Here is a 17275-nt window from a genome sequence, read left to right as displayed (position 1 = left end):
CCAACAGGGCACGAAGTTGCAACACGCGAAACCCTACGGGTTATCCGGTGGTTACAACAGGGGTAATCGTTACAACAGCGCGGTCACATCATGCCTCACTGGCATCACTGAAGTCACCGCGCCCCGGCCGCTCGGTCACCGGCGTCGAGCAGCTCCGCCAGCCGTGGCCCGACTTCGGCCAGTGCCTGCGGCGAGGTCATCTGATCATGCACCACCGCGATCGGTCGATCGTGGACCTTGCCGTCGACATACGGTGCCCAATTCGCCGCGGCCGCCTCGTGTCCGAGCGCGCTGAAGTATTCGAGCGTGCCGCGGAACACCGCGGGCTGGTGCTCGGCGATCAGCTCGGCCGAGCGCACCGCGCTGCGATAGATGCGGCGCAACCGGGCCGGGGTGAGCACGGCCATGTTGGCGGGGACGATCGCGTGCAGGGCGGCCAGCGCCTCGTCGCTGAGTTCGCGTACGCCTGCGGCGGGCAGCGCGGCGCTGACGTCGACGCCGAGTTCGGCGAGCCCGTCGCGGACCGCGGTGTGGAAATCGGGCACGTCGATATCGGGGTGCGAGTCCAGCATCGCCAGCAGCGACACCTGCTCCCCCGCCGCCTGCAGCTCGGTGGCGACGGCGTGGGCGAGCACGCCGCCGAGCGACCAGCCGAGCAGCCGGTACGGGCCGTGCGGTTGCACGGTCGCGATCTCGGCGACATAGCGACGCGCCATCTCCGCGAGGGTGCCCGGCAGGTAGGCCGCCTCGGTCAGCGCGGGCGACTGCAGTCCGAAGATCGGCCGTCGTGCCGGAATGTATTGCGCCAGACCGGCATAGCACCAGGACAGCCCGTACATCGGGTGGATGCAGAACAGCGTGCCGCCCGCCTCGGTGCCGTGCGGTACCCGGTTGCGGATGGTCAGCAGCACGCCGAGGGCGTCGTCGGATTCGAGGTCGGAGGCGAGGTCGTGGTCGCCTGCGGCGGTCTGGGAGGCGTCGATGCGCTCGGCCAGCGCGGCGACGCCTGCATCGGTGAAGAACCACTGCACCCGCACCTCGGCGCCGACTCTGGTGCGCAGGCGGCTGATCGCCTTGGTGGCGATGAGGGAGTTGCCGCCGAGTTCGAAGAAGTCGTCGTCGAGGCCGACCTTGCCCGCGCCGAGCACCTCCGCGTAGACCTCGGCGACGGCGCGCTGCAGCGGTGTGGTCGGCGGCCGGTAGGCGCGGGTGGTGAACGCGGGGACGGGCAGGGCGTTGCGGTCGAGTTTGCCGCTGGCGTTGAGCGGCAGGGACGTCAGCGTCACCACGGTCGCCGGAACCATGTACGACGGGAGCGCCGACTTGGCGTGGGCGCGCAGGGCCGCGGTGTCGAAACCGGCGGTGGCTGTGCCGCTTTCGATCGAATAGCCCTCCGGCCGGGAAGCCGGTCGAGCCGGCTCGGTCCGGGTTTCGGCGGGCACCACGTAGCCGACAAGGCGATCACCCGTCGGTCCGTGGACGAGCGCGACGGCGGCGTGGCGGACGCTGTGGTGCTCGCGCAGGACGGCTTCGATCTCACCGAGTTCGATGCGCTGGCCGCGCAGTTTCACCTGGAAGTCGCTGCGGCCCAGGTATTCCAGGCGCCCATCGGGGGTCGAACGCACGACGTCGCCGGTGCGGTAGAGCCTGCCGCCGCCGGAATGGGCGACGAAACGTTCGGCCGTGAGGGTGGCGGCGCCGAGGTATCCGCGGGCCAGCTGCACCCCTTCCAGATACAGCTCCCCCACGGTGCCGGGCGGGACGGGTCGCAGGTGGCGGTCGAGCACGTGGACGCGCGTGTTGGCGACCGGCGTGCCGATCGGGATACCAACGGCGGCACCGGCTTCGGCGACCTCGGCGGTGACCACCGCGGCTTCGGCGGGCCCGTACCAGTTGATCAGCGTCGCCGCGGGCAGCCGCTGGGCGAACCGGCGGGCGGTGGCCGATGACAGCGCCTCGCCCGCGGCGAACACCCGTCGCAGTGCGGGCAATTCGGCCGCCGCGTCCTCGGCGAGGAAGGCGTCCAGCATCGACGGCACGAAATGCACAGTGGTGACGGCACGTTCGGCGATCACCTCGGCCAGATAGGCCGGGTCACGGTGACCGTCGGGGGTGGCGATCACCACGGTGGCGCCGGTGTGCAACGGCCACAACAACTCCCACGCGGAGATGTCGAAGGTGACCGGTGTCTTGTGCAGGACCACGTCGCCGGGGCCGTGCGGGTAGGTGCGCTGTGCCCAGCGGAACTGGTTGACCAGTTGCCGGTGGGTGAGCATGACGCCCTTGGGCGTTCCGGTGGAGCCGGAGGTGTGGATGACGTAGGCGAGATTGTCGGCCTTCGGTAGTTCCTGGTCCGTGACTTCCCCACTGAGCGTGGATATTTCAAGGACCGGAATATCGGTGGCCGTCGTGAATTCGGCGCCGGCGAGCACACAGATCGGTGCGGCCGCTTTCAGCACCCGCTCGGTCCGTTCGGCCGGATGGTCCGGGTCGACCGGCACGTAGGCGGCCCCGGTCCGCAGCACCGCGTAGATCGCGGTCACCAGGTCGATGCCGCGCCGCATCGCGACCGCGACCAGCTTCTCGGGCCCTGCGCCCTGTGCACGAAGGGCACCGGCCAGCTTGCGCACGCGTTCGTCGAATTCCGTGTAGGTGTAGGTAGTTTCGCCGTCGACGAGGGCGGTGGCGTGCGGTGTGCGTTTGACCTGGTCGTCGAACAACGACAGCAGTGTCGCCTCGTCGAGCAGTTCGGGGGCGTCGGTGGCATTGATCGCCGCCAGCTTCGCGCGTTCCTCCGCGAGCAGCACGTCGATCTCGGCGATCCTGGCCTGCGGGGCCGCGGCGAATCGCGCGAGCAGCATCGAAAAGCGGTGCGCCAGTGCGTTCGCGGTGTCGGCACCGAACACATCGCGCAGGTACTTCACCGACACGCGCAGCTGCTCGTCGGCGACCACCTGCACGGTGAGCGGGTAGTGGGTGCCGTTGGCGGAGTCCATCCCGGTGACGGCGGCCGACCCGGTCGCGGCCTGCGCCAGCGCCGCGCGGTCGACCGGGAACGACTCGAACACGACCAGCGAATCGAACAGCGCGTCGATCCCCGCGATGTCCTGGATCTCCCCGAGGCCGAGGTAGTGGTGATCGAACAGCGCGGCCTGCTCGTCCTGCAGGGTGCGCAGCAGCTCGGCGACGGTATCGCCGGGACGCAACCGCACTCGAACGGGAATGGCGTTGAGGAAGAGCCCGACCATGCGCTCCACCCCGGCGAGCTCGGCGGGCCGACCGGAGACGGTGGCACCGAACACCACGTCGTCGCGATCGACGAGCCGGGCGATGAGCAGTCCCCATGCCGCCTGGACGACGGTGTTCACCGTGACGCCGAGGCTCGCGGCGAGTTCGCTCAGCGCGGCGGTGTCGGCCGGTGAGAGAGCGAAACCGGTTTCGCCGGTGCCCGTGGCGATCTCGCGACCCTGATCGACGGGGGCGAGCGGCGTCGGCTCGGCGAGGCCGGTGAGGGCGGCGCGCCACGCGGTCCGCGCGGCTTCGAGATCCTGATCGACCAGCCAGGCCAGGTAGTCGCGGTAGGGCGCGACCTTGGCAAGGCGCCTGCTGCGCGAGCCGACTACGTAGGCGCTGAGCAGTTCCTGCAGCAGCAGCGGCATCGACCAGCCGTCGATCAGGATGTGGTGGCTGGTGACGAGCAGGTGCGCGGTGTCGGCCGTGCGCACCAGGGTGAACCGCAGCAGCGGGGCGGCGGCCATGTCGAAGTGGGCGGCCAGGTCGGCGGCGCGAATGCGCTGGTAGGCGAGGTCGTCCGCGCCCCGACCGGCGGGCCCGGAGGCGGTAGCGGAGCGTGACCACGCAGGGCCCTCGGGAGGGGCGCCATCGAGCACTGCATTGATGACGCGCCACGGGACGTCGAGGTCGTCGAGTACTACCTGGAGCGGGGTGCCCGCGGCGTCGGTGGCGAAGGCGACGCGCAGGTTGTCGTGCCGGTCGAGCACGGCCTGGGCCGCGTCGTGGAGTCGCTCGTCGTCCACCGAGGGGTCGAGGTCCAGGACGAACTGGGTGATGTAGGGGTCGACCGAATTCTCCGCGAGCAGGGCGTGGAACAGCATGCCCGACTGCAACGGGGTCACCGGCCACACATCGCTGACCAGCGGGTAGCGGCGGACCAGTCGGGTCAGTTCGGTCTGGCCCAGCTTGACGAGGGGGAAGTCCGACGGCGTGAATCCGCCTGCGCCGGGCTGTAATCCGTGTTCGGCGAGTCCACCGAGGGCGCGGATCCAGTGTTCGGCAAAGGTTTTGACCGCGTCGGCGGTGAGTACGGCGGTGGCGTAGTCGAATCGGGCGACCATGCCGTCGTCGGTGGCGTCGACGGTGAGCACCAGTGCCAGGTCGTCGGCGGCGACGTCGGTGTGGACGCGGGCCGGGCGCAGGTCACGTACGCGCACGGCGAAGCGGCCGCGGTCCAGGGTGCGGACGCTGTCGGAGGTGTCGGTGTCGAGGTAGCGCAGCAGGCCGAAACCGGCGCCGTGGGCGGGGACCGCGCGGCGCAGTTCCTTGATCTGGGCCAGGGCCGTGCCCGCCGCGGGGCCGCCGACGAGCGCGTCGGCGACGTCGATCCCGTCCAGGCGAAGGGCCAGCGGGTAGTCGGCGGTGAAGCCGCCGACCACGTTCTCGGCGTCGGCGCGGCCGAGTAGTCGTTCGTCGGCACGCAGGCGGACCACGGTGCCGATCACCCGGGCCGCGGCGGTGTCGGCCGCGGTGTGCAGGGCCAGCGCGGCGGCGGTGAGCAGCACCTCGTCGACGGTCGCGCGGTAGGCCTCGGCGACGGTGCCGACGGCGGTGGTGCCCTCACCGGTGATGCTCAGCGAGACCCGGTTGCGCTGGCGCAGGTCGGCGGATTCGCCTGCCCTGGAACGGATCGCGCGATGCCAGTACTCGCGTTCGGCGCGCGCGGCGGTGGTGGCCGGGTAGTCGGCGAGCGTGCGCACCAGGTCGCCGAGCCCGGCGTCGGGGGCGGCGGGGGCGGCGTGACGGCCGCGACTCCACGCGGCGCTCAGCTGGTCGACCACCGCGCGCCACGAACTCTCGTCCAGGACAAGGGCATTCGCGACGACGATCAGGGTCGAGGTGTTGTCGGCGTCGCCGGTGAGGATGAAGTGGATGTTGCGACCCTCGTCCGGGTCGAGTGCCGCGGCGGCCGCGGCGACGACATCGTCGACGGGCAGCGAGGCTTCACCGTCGTCGGTGTCGAGCCTGCGGAAGGCGCCGCCGATGCGTTCCTCGGGCGGGGGGATGCGCAGCACCGGGGTGTCGCCGGTGCGGTCGAGCAGGGCCCACAACATCGGGTGCTGGTTCATCACCGCGGTCGCGGCGGCGGCGACGGATTCGTCCGGGCAGTCGGCGGGCACGTCGAGGAGCACCGCGCGTGGTTCGACCGCAGTCTCTCCCGCTTCGATGAGCTGGGCGGCGGTCGCGGTGAGCGGCAGGCAGGTGGACGAGGCGCCGGGTTCGACGGTCACGCGGGCGCGTTCGGCGAGCGCGGCGACGGTGCGCGCGTCGAACACCTCGCGCGGTCGAAGCACCACACCGGCCGAGCCTGCCCGCGACACCACCTGGATGGCGGTGATGCTGTCGCCGCCGAGGGCGAAGAAGTCGTCGTCGAGACCGACCCGCTCGCGGTCGAGGACTTCGCCGATCACCCGGGCGATGGTCTTCTCGGCGGCGGTGCGCGGCGGGCGGTGTTCGGCGCGGACGGCGATCGGGTCCGGCAGCGCGCGGCGGTCGAGTTTACCGACGGGGGTCAGCGGGATCTCGTCGAGGACGACGATCGCGGCGGGCACCATGTACCCGGGCAGGACCCGCGCGGCGAGGGCGGTGAGTTCGGCGGTGTCGACGCGGGTGCCCTGCACGTAGGAGACCAGCGTGGTCGATCCGGTGCCGTTGTCGCGGCCGATCGTGGTGACCCAGGAGACGCCGGGTGCGGCGGCGAGCACGGCGTCGATCTCACCGAGTTCGATGCGAAGGCCACGGATCTTGACCTGGAAATCGTTGCGGCCGGCGAACTCCAGCACATCGCCGCGTCGGCGCACGAGGTCGCCGGTGCGGTACAGGCGGGCAGCGTCGGCGGCGAAGGGGTCGGCGACGAAGCGGGATGCGGTGAGGGCTGGGCGGCGGTGGTAGCCGCGGGCGAGGTGGATGCCGCCGAGGTAGAGCTCGCCGGTGACACCTTCGGGGACGGGGCGCAGGCGTTCGTCGAGGATCAGGGCGCGGGTGCCGCGGATCGGGCCGCCCATGTGGACGGGGTCGCCGGGGTGCAGCGCGTCGCTGATGGCGGTCATGACGGTGGTTTCGGTGGGACCGTAACCATTGTGGAAGTGGCGCTGGGGCAGCGTGTTCCAGCGTGCGGCCAGGTCGGCGGGGACGTGTTCGCCGCCGACGATCAGGGTGCGAAGGCCGGGGATGCCGTCGGGGTCGAGGGTGGCCAGGACCGTCGGGGTGAGGAAGGTGTGGGTGACGCCCTCCGTGCGGATCAGTTCGGCCAGTTCGGTGCCGCCGACGAAGCCGGCGGGCGCCATCACCAGGGTGCCCGCGCCACCGATGGCGAGCAGCAGTTCCAGCACGGACGCGTCGAACGACGGTGACGCGAAAGCCAGTGCGCGCGTGTCGGAGTCGAGGCGGTAGCGCTGTTTCTGCTCGGCGCAGAAGTTGGCGAGTCCGGCGTGGGTGACGACGACACCCTTGGGCAGCCCGGTCGAACCGGACGTGTAGATCATGTAGGCGGCGTTGTCGGTGTTCGGCGGTGCGAGGAGTTCGATTTCGCGCAGGCTCACCGTCGCGCAGACGGCGACCTCGGCGGTGAACGTCCGGTCGTCGAGCGCGAACCAGCGTCGATCGCCGGGCAGTTCGGGCAGACCGGCGAGCTCGGCGGCGAGGGTGATGCCGAAGACCGCGCCCGAGTCGGTGACCATGTGGCTGATCCGCTCGGCGGGGTGGGCCGGGTCGATCGGCACGATCATCGCGCCGGTGCGGGCGATGGCCCAGACCGCGAGCACCGATTCGACCGAGCGCCGGATCGCCACGGCGACAGCGGTTTCCGGGCGCGCGCCACGGGCGATGAGACCGCGTGCCAGCTGGTTGGCCGCTGCGTCGAGTTCGGTGTAGGTGAAGCCGCGACCGTCGCCGCGCAGGGCGATGCCGGTCGGGTTGGCGCGAACCGCGTCGTCCATCAGCTGGGCGAGGGTGCGCGCCGGTTCGGCCGCTGGACCAGCGAAGGTGGTGTGCGCGGTGAATTCGGCGGGGTCGAGCAGGGCGATATCGCCGACGGCGCGGTCGGGGTCGGCGGTCACCGCGGCGAGCACGCGAGTGAACCGCTCACCGAAGCTGTGCACCGTCTTCGCGTCGAACAGGTCTGTCGCGTAGGTGAATTCGGCGTGCATGCCGCCGCTGTGCGGCTGCTCGCGCACGGTGAGCAACAGGTCGAACTTGGCCTCGGCGGTGCGCGCGTCCACGGCGCCCACCGTGATTCCGGGGAGCTCGAAGGCGACCGGCGCGAGGTTCTCGAACGACAGCGCCACCTGGAACAACGGATGCCTGCCCGCCGACCGCTGCGGCCCGATCGCCTCGACCACCCGCTCGAACGGGATGTCGGCGTTGGCGAAGGCGCGCAGGTCGGTGTCGCGGGTTCCGGCCAGCAGCGCGGTGAACGGTTCGCTCTCGGTGACGCGACTGCGCAGGACCAGGGTGTTGACGAACATGCCGACCAGATCGTCGAGCTCACGGGCGCCACGGCCCGCGATCGGGGTGCCGATGGCGATGTCGTCGGTGCCGCTGAGCCGGGCGAGCAGCACCGCGAGCGCGGCCTGCACGACCATGAACACGGTGACGCCCTGCGTGCGGGCAAGTCCGGCGAGTTCGGCGTGCAGCGCGGCGTCGACCTCGAAGGTGCTGGTGGCACCGGCGAACGACTGCACCGCCGGACGGGGCCGGTCGGCGGGAAGCGCGATTTCCTCCGGCAGCCCGGCGAGCTCGTCGTGCCAGTAGGCAAGCTGGGTGGCGGCCACGGATCCGGAGTCGGCTTCGTCGCCGAGTGAATCCCGTTGCCACACCGCGTAATCGGCGTACTGCAGCGGCAGTGGCGACCAGGCGGGCGGCGCGCCCGCGGTGCGCGCGGTGTAGGCGAGAACGAGGTCGCGGACGAGCGGTCCCATGGAGAAACCGTCGGCGCTGATGTGGTGGGCGACGAACACCAGGACGTGGTCGTCGGCGCCGAGGCGCAGCAGTCGCACCCGGACCGGTGGTTGCGCGGTGACGTCGAATCCGGTGGCGACCGTCCGTCGCACCTCGTCGGCGAGATCATCGGCAGTGACCGGGACCGGGGTCAGGTCGACCCGCATCGCATCGGGCGCGAGCACCTCCTGGAACGGCACATCGACACGCGCTGCACGACTGTCGGGACGGGCGGAACCTGTACTGCTGGCGGGAACAGCGGAAACACCCTGGGCCGCAGACGCACCGTCGGCCGCAGACGCACGGCCGGCGGCGGCACGGTCGGTGGCGGCACGGTCGGTGGCGGCACGGTCGGTGGCGGCACGGTCGGTGGCGGCACGGTCGGTGGCGGCACGGTCGACGGTAGAGACACCAGGAGCGACTGAACCCGCAGGTCCAGGGTGTAGCCGGGCAGGCGCGGCGCCGCTGGACACCGGGTAGCGGGTGCGCAGCACCTCGTGGCGGGCGAACAGGTCGGCGACCGCGAGGCCGAGAGCGGGCACGTCGAGGGCGCCGGTGAGGCGGATCGCGGCCGGGATGTTGTAGACGGTCGCCTCGGGGTCGAGGCGATTGAGCAGCCACATCCGCTGCTGGGCGAGCGAGAGCGGCACCCGCTGCGGGCGCGCGGCCGCGAGCATCGGCGCGGCGGTCGCCTCGTCGGACCGGTGCACGCGCAGCGCGAGATCGGCCACCGTCGGGGCCTCGAACAGCAACCGGACACCGACCGTGCGATCGAGTGCCGCCCCGATCCGGGCCGCGGCCCTGGTGGCGAGGAGCGAGTTGCCGCCGAGAGCGAAGAAGTCGTCCTCGGCACCGACGGAGCCGACGCCGAGGACCTCGGCATAGACATCGGCGATCACCTGCTCGGCGGGAGTCGCGGGTGTGCGCGACGTAGCGGACTTGAAAACGGGCGCGGGCAACGCTTTTCGATCCAGTTTGCCGTTGGCGGTGTAGGGCAGGTCGTCGAGTACGACGAAGACATCCGGCACGAGATAGGTCGGTAGCTTGCCCGCCAGCGCCGATTGCACCTGTGCGACATCGAGATCGGCGCCGACCAGATAGCCGACCAGCCGGTCACCGAAGTGCGCGTCGGTGCGCGCGAGCACGACGGCCTTGGTCACACCGGGTACCGCGAGCAAAGCGGCCTCGATCTCGCCCGGCTCTACCCGGAACCCACGAACCTTGACCTGGAAGTCGCTGCGGCCCAGGTAAACGAGCTCACCGCCCCGGGCGCGGGCGACGAGGTCGCCGGTCCGGTACATGCGCGCGCCGGGCTCGAAGGGGTCGGCGACGAAACGTTCGGCGGTGAGGGCGGCCTTGCGCAGGTAGCCGCGCGCGAGCTGAATGCCACCGAGGTACAGCTCACCCGTGATGCCGGGCGCGACGGGGCGCAGGCGCTCGTCGAGGACGTAGACGCGACTGTTCCATTCGGGGGTGCCGATCGGGACGGTCAGCACGTCGGCGCTGGTCACGCGGTGATCGGTGATCGACACGGCGGCCTCGGTGGGGCCGTACAGGTTGTCGATCCTGGTGTCGGGCAATGCTTTCAGCAGGCGCTGGGCCAGGCCCGCGGGCATGGCCTCGCCGATCGCGAGGATCCGGGTGAGCGGACTGCTGTTGCGTGCGCCGAAGAGTCCGGTGCGACTCGATTCCCAGTGGGCACACAGTGCGTCGAGCGGTGACGGCACCGCGATCAGGGTGGTGACGCCCGTTTCGGCGATGAGAGTGTCGAGGTAGGCGGGGTCGCGGTGGCCGTCGGGGGCCGCGATCACCAGGCGGCCACCACAGACGGCGGCCGACCAGAACTCCCACACCGACACATCGAAGGTGACGGGCGTCTCGAGCAGGAAGACATCCCCGGCGTCGGTGCCGAATTCCCCACGCAGCCACTGCAACTGGTTGATCACCGCCGCGTGCGGCACCGCAACACCCTTGGGGCGACCGGTGGAGCCAGAGGTGAACAGGACGTAGGCGGTGTTCTCCGGACGCAGCGGTGCCCTCCGGTCCCCGTCGGTGACGGGGGCGGGGTCGGCGGCGGCGATCGCCGGGTGGTCGACGCGCACCACGGGCGCGGCATCGGTGCGGAAACCGTTGCTGAGCACACAGATCGGGGCCGCGGTGTGCAGGATGTAGTCGGTGCGGTCCGCGGGCTGGTCGGGGTCGATGGGCACGTAGGCACCACCGGACCTGCTCACCGCGTACATGGCGACCACGAGATCGACAGACCGCGGCAGCGCGAGCGCGACCAGGGACTCCGGGCCGACGCCCAACGAGATCAGATGGCGCGCAAGCCTGTTCACCCGCGAGTCGAACTCGGCGTAGGTCAGCTCGAGCCGACCCTCCGGCAGATCGGCGATCAGCGCGACGGCCTCGGGGCGGGCCACCAGCGGCAGATCGGCCAACGTGCCGCCCGGAACGGCGAGATCGGCGGCGCCACTGACGATCTCGGTCGACCGATCCTCCTCGGTCCGCAGGTCGACATCGCCGACGACCACGGTGGGTTCACGAACGACCGCCGCGAGCAGCAGCGCCAACCGGTCGACGAAGGCCGTCACGGTCGCGGCGTCGAAGAGGTCGGTGGCGTAGGTGAGGAAGCCCTCGATGCCGGTGGGCGACCCGTCGGCGTCGTAGCTGTCGCCGACGACCAGGTTCAGGTCGAACTGCGACACCGCGAGTTCGGTGGCGACCGGCGTGATGCGCAGGCCGGGTAGTTCCAGTTCGGCACGCTCGACGTTGTGGAACGAGAAACCCACCTGGAACAGCGGATGACGTGCGGTCGAGCGCGGCGGATCGAGCACCTCCACCAGCCGCTCGAACGGAATGTCGGCGGCGGCGAACGCGGCCAGATCACTCGCGCGCTGGGCGTCGAGCAGCTCGGCGAACGTGGCGCCACCGTTGTAGCGGGTGCGCAGGACGACGGTGTTGACGAACATGCCGATCAGCTCGTCGAGTTCGCGCTCACCCCGCCCGGCGACGGGCGTGCCGACCGCTACGTCGGCGGTACCGGAGAGCCGGGCCAGCAGTACCGCGAAAGCGGTGTGCAGCACCATGAACACGGTCGAACCGTGCTCGCGCGCGATCCGCGTCAGTGCGGCGTGGGTGTCGGCGTCGATGCGGACGGGCACCCGGTCGCCTGCGAGCGAGGCAACGGCGGGGCGGGGCCGGTCGACGGGCAGCTCCAACAGATCCGGCAGCCCGGAAAGTTCAGACCGCCAGAACGAGAGCTGTTGTGCGGCAATCGACTCGGCGTCGTCCTCGGCACCGAGCCGATCCAGCTGCCACAGCGCGTAGTCGGCGTACTGCACAGACAGTGCGGCCCGATCGGGGGCGCGGCCGGCGGCGCGTGCGAGGTAGGCGGCGGTCACGTCGCGCACGAGCGGCGCCATCGAGGAGGCATCGGCGGCGATGTGGTGCACCACCACGGCGAGCACGTGCTCGGTCGGCGCGTCGGGCCCGCTGCCCGTGACGTCGAACAGCCGCACCCGCAGCGGAACCTCGGTCGTCACGTCGAACCCGGTCGCCGCGAGCGCACGCACCTGTTCGATCAGCCCGGGCGCCGTCGCTGAGGGAACTACCTGGTCGTCGGCACCGCCGGGACGGACGACGCCCGAGACATCCACCGCTGCGGTCGGCCGTTCGCTGCCTTCGTCAACGGGCACCGCTGCCCGAACTCCACCGGCCGGTCGACCGAGGCCGAGCGGGCGCACTGCAAGGTCGAGATCGACGTCGTCGACCGACAGGATCTGCTGGATCGGACCGTTGGGGGTGTCGGGGTAGATCGTGCGCAGGACTTCGTGGCGGGCCAGCACGTCGCGCAGGGCGGCGGTGAGGGCGCCCACGTCGAGGGTCCCGGTCAGGCGCAGGGCGAACGGCAGGTTGTAGGCGCCGGCATCGTCGGCGCCCTGGCCGAAGCGGTTGAGGAACCACATGCGGCGCTGAGCGGGCGAGAGGGGTAGCTCGGCGGGGCGGGGCGGAATGGCCAGTCCAGGAGTCGGCTCGGCTACCGCATCGGGGTCGAGGACAGCGGCGAGTCCGGCGACGGTGGGCGTTTCGAAGAGGGTGCGCACGGCGACCCGATCACCGGTGGCGGCACCGAGGCGGGCGACAAGGCGGGTGGCGATCAGGGAGTTGCCGCCGAGGGCGAAGAAGTCGTCGTCGGCGCCGATGTCGTTGCGGCCGAGCACTTCCCCGAACAGCCCGGCGACGAGCCGCTCCGGTGCGGTGCTCGGCGCACGGAAGGCCCTGGCGGTGAAGCTCGGTGCGGGCAGTGCCCTGCGGTCGAGCTTGCCGCTGGGGTTGAGCGGCAGGTCGTCGAGCACGGTCACAGACGCCGGAACCATATAGGCCGGAAGGAATTTCGACAGTGCCGCCTGTAGGCGGTCCGGTTCGGCGGCGTGGCCGGCGGTGGGTACGACGTAGGCGACCAGCTGTTTACCCAGCTCGGTCGACACCACCGCTGCCACTGCCTGGCTGACGGTTTCGTGCGCCAGCAGCGCCCCCTCGATCTCCCCGAGCTCGATCCGCTGACCACGGAACTTCACCTGAAAATCGATGCGCCCCAGATAGTCCAGTCGATGCGGCGTGCCAGCGCTGGGCCGACGCCACACCACCAGGTCCCCGGTGCGGTACATGCGCGCACCGTCGGTGCCGAACGGGTCGGCGACGAACCGATCGGCAGTCAGACCGGGTCGCGCGACGTACCCACGGGCGAGCTGATCACCCGCGAGATACAGCTCCCCCGCCACCCCCGGCGGTACCGGACGCAGCCGCTCGTCGAGGACATAGACCCGAGAGTTCCACTCCGGCAGCCCGATCGGCACAGAACGCTCACCCGGTCGTGCGGGCCAGTAGGTCACCGAGACCGCCGCCTCGGTGGGTCCGTACAGGTTGTGCAACCTGGCCGAACTGACCGCGGCCATCGCATCGACGGTCTCGGCGGGCAGCGCCTCACCGATCACGAAGACCTCACGCAGCGTTTCCAGGCCCCCGTCCGCCTGTGCGGCGAACACCGTCAGCATCGACGGAACGAAGTCGGTGACGGTGACCCGGTGCCGCGCGATCTCCGCGCTCAGGTACGCGGGATCGCGGTGACCGTCCGGTGCGGCGAGCACCAGTTTCGCGCCGACCCGCAACGGCAGGAAGTAGCCCCACAGCGACACGTCGAAGGTGGTCGCGGTCTTCTGCAGGTACACATCACCCAGTGCCAGTGGGTATTTCGCCAGCATCCACACCAGCTGGTTCCCGATGGCGGCGTGCGAGACCACGACGCCCTTGGGCTTGCCGGTGGAACCGGAGGTGAAGATGACATAGGCCGGGTGCTCGGGGTGCAGCGGTGCCAGCAGCTCCGACGGATGGACCGGATCATGCTGTACGTCAGCGGAATCCAGCTCGTCCAGCAGTAGCAACGTAGTGCCTGACGGGACCGCGACGGCGTCGGCGCGGGTGCTCAGCACACAGGCGGGGCGCGCGGTGTCGAGGATGTAGGCGATGCGCTCGGCCGGGTGGTCGGGGTCGAGCGGCACATAGGCTCCGCCCGCAGTGAGCACCGCGTAGATGCCGATGACAAGCTCGGGCGAGCGTCGAACGGCCAGTCCGACAAGGATTTCGGGCCCGACACCGGCCGCGATCAGCGTCCGGGCGAGAGCGTTCACTCGCTCGTCGAACCGCCGGTAGGTCAGCTCGGTATCCGCGTAGACCAGCGCGGTCGCATCCGGATGTGTCTGCACCGCACGGCGATACGCGTCGAGCAGCGGTTCCGGCGGCACCGGATGGCGGGTGTCGTTCCAGGCCACGAGGGTCTGTTCACGCTCGACTTCGGTGAGCAGGTCGATATCGGCGATCGCGAGGTCGGCGTCGGTGGCGACGGTGTCGAGCAGCCGGGTGAACCGGGCAGCCAGGATCTCGACGGTGTCGGCATCGAACAGATCGGTGGCGTAGTTGAACGACGCGGCCATCGGTGCGGTCGGATCGGTGCCGGGCACGATGGTGAGCTGCAGGTCGAAACGCGCCACCGCACCGCCGAATCGGATCGGGGTGGCCGCGAGGCCGGGTAGTCGCAGATTCGGTAGGTCCAGATTCTGGAAGAACAGCGCCACCTGGAACAGCGGGTGGTGTGCCTGCGAGCGGACCGGGTCGACGATCTCGACCAGCCGCTCGAACGGCAGGTCCGCGTTGGCGAAGGCAGCGAGGTCGGCGCGCTTGGTGGCGTGCAGCAGTTCGAGGAAGCTCGCGTTCGGGTCCAGGTGCGAGCGCAGCACGAGGGTGTTGACGAACATGCCGATCAGGTCGTCGAGTTCGCGGGCCCCTCGCCCCGCCACCGGGGTGCCGATGGCGACGTCGTCGGTGTGCGCGAGGCGACCGAGCAGCACCGCGAACGCGGCGTGCACGACCATGAATTCGGAGGTGCCGCTGCGCTGGGCGAGGGCGGCGATCCCGGTGTGTACCCGCGCCGGGATCTGGAAGTCGAATTCGGCGCCGCGCCCGCTGAACACCGGCGGACGTGGGCGATCGGTGGGCAGGTCGAGCCGGTCGGGCAGCCCGGCCAGCGCCGCGCGCCAGTGCGTGATCTGTTCGGCGGCAACAGAACTCGGATCGTCCTCGGCGCCGAGAAGTTCCCGGTGCCACAGCGTGTAGTCGGCGTACTGCACGGGCAGTGGCTGCCAGCTGGGCCGCGAGCGATTGCGCCGCGCGAGGTAGGCGCCGATCAGGTCACGCAGCAGCGGCTTCACCGAGGCACCGTCGGCGGCGATGTGGTGCAGCGCGAGCGCGAGCACGTGCTCCTGGGGGCCCAGTTCGGCCAACGCCACCCGCAACGGCACACCGGCGGCGACGTCGAAGCCCGTGGCGGCGAATTCAGCCAGCCACAGCGGCAATTCGTCCTCGGTGAGCGAGTCGAACAGCACGTCGGGCACCGCTTCGGCCAGCGGCAGGATCACCTGGTAGCCGACCCCGTCGACCACCGGGTACCAGGTGCGCAGCGATTCGTGCCGTCCGACCAGGTCCGACAGTGCCGCGTGCAGTGCGCGCGGATCGAAGGGGCCGGACAGCCGGAGCGCGAACGGAACCGTCTCGGCGGTGGAACCCGGATCGAACTGGTTGAGGAACCACATCCGCTGCTGGGCGGGCGAGAGCGGGATCAGCTCGGGCCGTCCGCGCCGGGTGAGCGGCGCGAGTCCCCCGGCGCCCTTCAGCGGTTCGAGTGCCGCGGCAAGCCCTGCGACAGTGGGACTTTCGAAGACGTGACCGGCGGGCACCCGCGTCGACAGCGCGGACCCGAGTCGAGCCGCGGCCTGGGTGGCGAGCAGCGAATTGCCGCCGAGGGAGAAGAAGTCGTCATCCGCGCCGACCGGTTCCGTCGGGGCGAGCAGCTCGGTGAAGATCTGTGCCACCAGCCCTTCCATCGCACCGGCGGGTGCGCGGAACTGGGCGGCACGCAGTGTCGGCGCGGGCAGCGCGGCGCGATCGAGCTTGCCGACCGGCGTCAACGGAATCGTCTCGAGCTCGGTCAGCGCGGTGGGCACCATGTGCGCTGGCAGACCCGATTCCGCGTGCGCGAACAGCTCGTCGGTGTCGATACACGCACCGGGCGCGGCGTGCACGTAGGCGGCGAGAATCGTTGTGCCGTTGTCGAGTTCGTGCCCGAGGGTGACGGCGAAGTCGACGCTGTCGTGCGCGGCGAGCACCGCGTCGATCTCACCCAGCTCGATCCGGAACCCACGGACCTTCACCTGGAAGTCGTTGCGGCCGTGGTATTCGAGCGCACCGTCGACCTGCCTGCGAACGAGGTCACCGGTGCGGTACATCCGCCCGCCTGCCCCGTCTGCGACGAAACGGGCCGCGGTGGTCCCCGGTTGCCGGTGGTAGGCGCGGGCCAGCGCGTTGCCCGCGATGTAGAGCTCGCCGACGATGCCGTCTGGCACCGGCACCAGCCGCTCGTCGAGCACGTACTCGGTGACATTGCGGATCGGCGGACCGATCGTCACCGCCTGCCCTGCCACCAGCGGCGCACTGAAATTGGTGCCCATGGTGGCCTCGGTGGGACCGTAACCGTTGTACAGCGCCCGGTTCTCACCACCGGCAAGGGGAATCGCCCAGCGCCGCACCAACTCCGGCGGACACGCTTCGCCGCCGACGACGACCACCCGGAAGTCGTCGAGACCGTGCGGATCCACCGAGGCGAGCGCCGACGGGGTGATGAAACCGTGGGTGACGCGTTCGCGGCGCAGCAGCTGCGCCAGGTCGTCACCGCCGTAGACGGTCGGCGGGGCGACCACCAGGGTCGCCGCGCCGCACAGCGCCATCAACACCTCGAACACCGAGGCGTCGAACGAGGGCGAGGCGAACTGCAGGACCCGCGAATCCCGACCGAGCTGGTAGTGCTCGCGCTGGTACTCGTAGACGTTCGCCAGCCCGGCATGGGTGACGACGACGCCGCGGGGCAGCCCGGTGGAGCCGGAGGTGTAGACGAGGTAGGCGGGGTGCGACTGCCGCAGCGGGCGAACGCGATCGTCGCGGGTCACCGGGTCGCCCGACAGCTCTTCGGTGACCCGTCGCACGGCGGGGTCGTCGAGGCGCAGCCAGTCGACGGTGCCGGGGAGCCGGTCCATCGCGGCATCGACCGCGACACCGTGGACCACGTCGGCATCGCCGAGGATGTGAGCCAGCCTGGCCTGCGGATAGTTCGGGTCGACGGGCAGGAACGCGGCACCGGTCTTGGTGACCGCCCACAGGGCGAGCACCGATTCCGGCGATCGCGGAACACCGATGGCGACAATGTCTTCTGGCCCCACACCGCGCGCGATCAGCAGGCGGGCCAGCTGGTTGGCGCGGCGGTCGAGCTCGGCGTAGGTCAGGCGCACCGGCTCGGAAACACCGTCCGACCAGGACAGCGCGATTCCGTCCGGATTGGACTCCACCGCGATCGACACCAGTTGTGGCAGTGATTTCCCACGCTGCACGGCACGCGATGCCCGAGACATCCGGACTGTTCGCTGCCCAGTCATGC

At 70.7% G+C, this 17275-nt stretch carries 1 protein-coding gene; it reads right to left on the bottom strand.

The genetic code is table 11. The annotated features are described in order from the left end of the window. Positions 1 to 113: 113 nt before the first annotated feature. Positions 114 to 17273, bottom strand: a complete 17160-nt coding sequence (locus tag ACFWUP_RS14130; RefSeq protein WP_379234167.1) for an amino acid adenylation domain-containing protein — start codon at positions 17271 to 17273, stop codon at positions 114 to 116. Positions 17274 to 17275: the final 2 nt, after the last annotated feature.

This window comes from Nocardia sp. NPDC058658 (assembly GCF_042716665.1).
Classification (GTDB): domain Bacteria; phylum Actinomycetota; class Actinomycetes; order Mycobacteriales; family Mycobacteriaceae; genus Nocardia.
The sequence above is the reverse complement of the archived record's forward strand: the minus strand, read 5'-3'. Positions and strand labels throughout refer to the sequence as shown.